2 protein-coding genes are annotated in these 2029 nt (G+C 59.3%); both read left to right on the top strand.

Annotated elements, in window-relative coordinates:
- Positions 1-648 (top strand): efflux RND transporter permease subunit (locus BM022_RS14930; protein ID WP_177191757.1); only part of this gene is annotated, 648 nt, incomplete at its 5' end.
- On the top strand, positions 645-2029 hold a 1385-nt coding region (locus BM022_RS14925; protein WP_256209220.1), incomplete at its 3' end, for an efflux transporter outer membrane subunit. The genes BM022_RS14930 and BM022_RS14925, both read left to right, overlap by 4 nt.

Below are 2029 nucleotides of genomic sequence, written 5' to 3'. Positions count from 1 at the left end.
GCCCCTGGCGTAAGCTCGGGTGACGCGATCAAGCTGGTAGAAGAAATTGCGGAGAAGAGCTTGCCGGATAACTACCAGATTGCCTGGACGGCGCAGGCCTATCAGGAAAAACGCACCGGGTCAGCCGCGGTTTTCGCCTTCACCTTCGCCATTATCATGGTGTTCCTGATCCTGGCCGCGCAGTTCGAGACCTGGGCGCTGCCGCTGGCAGTCATCATGGCCGTGCCTTTCGCCCTGGCCGGCGCGTTGCTTGCCGTGCTGATTCGCGGAATGCCCAACGATATTTATTTCCAGGTAGGCTTGATTACACTGATAGGGCTGGCAGCCAAGAACGCCATTCTGATCGTGGAATTCGCCAGCCAGAAGATGCGGGAAGGAATGCCGGTGGCGCAGGCCGCGATGGAAGCCGCGCGCCTGCGCTTTCGCCCCATTGTCATGACTTCGATGGCTTTTGTGCTGGGGATCGTGCCGCTGGTCTTTGCGACCGGGGCAGGAGCAGCGGCGCGCCAATCCATGGGCACGGGCGTCTTGGGCGGCATGCTGCTTGCGACTTTCGTAGCCACAATTTTTATTCCCCTATTCTTCACCTGGCTTACCCGCGAGCACGCGCCGCAGATGCATGAAGGCATGCAGGAGGAAAGAGCATGATGACGCTGCGCTCATTGGAACGAATCCGCAGGGCGCTGGTTTGGGCATTATTGCTCCTGCCATCCCTGTTGCTGATGTCCTGCGCCATGGGACCGGACTACGTCCGTCCGCATATCGAAACCGCGGAAAAGTTTCGCATGACGGAAACGGAAGGGCAGTCCATTGCCAATCTTCCGTGGTGGGAACTCCTGCGTGACCAAGAACTGCAACGGCTCATCCGCCAGGCGCTCGCAGAAAACAAGGATCTCAAGCAGGCGGTCGCCAGCGTGGAAGAGCTCCAGGCTCGCCTGACAACAACGCTCTTTGACTTTCTTCCCAAGCTGGACGCGAACGTTAATGCGCCTGCGTTCGGTACCCTCGGAGGCTTTCAGATTCCGGGATTCCCCACGCCTTTCAATTATTTTGGCCAGGGCACGCTCAATTGGGAAATCGATATCTGGGGGCGTCTCCGGCGCTCGAGTGAGGCAGTTCGCGCCGATCTGATGGCACGTGAGGAAAACCGCCGGGCAGTGATCCTGACCCTCGTGAGTTCGGTAGCACAGGCTTATTTCGATCTTCTGCAATTCGACATGCAGTTGGGCATTGCCCGAAACGCGGTGCACTCATGGGAAGAATCCGTTGCTCTCGCCCAGGCACAGCTCCGGGGCGGGATAATCTCCAGGCTCGATCTCGATCAGTTCGAGTCTGAGCGAGCCAACGCCGCCACGAGGGTGGCAGAACTGGAACGACTGAGAGTTCAAAAGGAAAACGAACTGAGCGTGTTGCTGGGCAAGAACCCGGTACCAGTTGCGCGAGGCCGTACGCTGACGGAGCAGTTGATGCCACCGCAAGTTCCCGCGGGTCTTCCTTCCGAATTATTGCAACGTCGTCCCGATATTCTACAGGCAGAGCAGACGCTTGCCGCGGCAACCGCGAGAATTGGCATGGCCAAGGCAGCGCGGTTTCCCAAGCTCACGATAACGGGCTTCCTGGGCGTGGCCAGCCCTGCCCTGTCAAATCTCCTGCTCTCCGGCAGTGAGTTCGGCGTGGGAGGACTTGGACTGGCAGGCCCTCTGCTCAATGCGGAAAGCCTCGGATTCCAGCAGCGCGCGGCAGAAGCCCAGGCACGGCAAGTACTGGCTCAATATGAGCAAACCATCCTGGTGGCGTTCAAGGAGGTTGAAGACTCCCTGGTCGCGATTCGAACCGTCGGCGACCAGCGCAAGACGCAGGAGGACCGGGTGAATGCGTTGCGCTCCGCGTTGAATGTCGCCACCCTGCGCTATCGAGGGGGCATCACCAGCTACGTCGATGTCTTGCTTGCCAAACGCAATCTCTTCGAGGCCGAGTACTCTCTAACCGCTACCCACCGCCTCCATCTGGTATCCGTCGTGCAGCTCTA

Origin of the sequence: Nitrosospira sp. Nsp14 (genome assembly GCF_900113575.1) — a bacterium.
Lineage (GTDB): Bacteria > Pseudomonadota > Gammaproteobacteria > Burkholderiales > Nitrosomonadaceae > Nitrosospira.
Note: the sequence above shows the minus strand (reverse complement) of the source record. Positions and strands in the feature narration are given on the sequence as shown.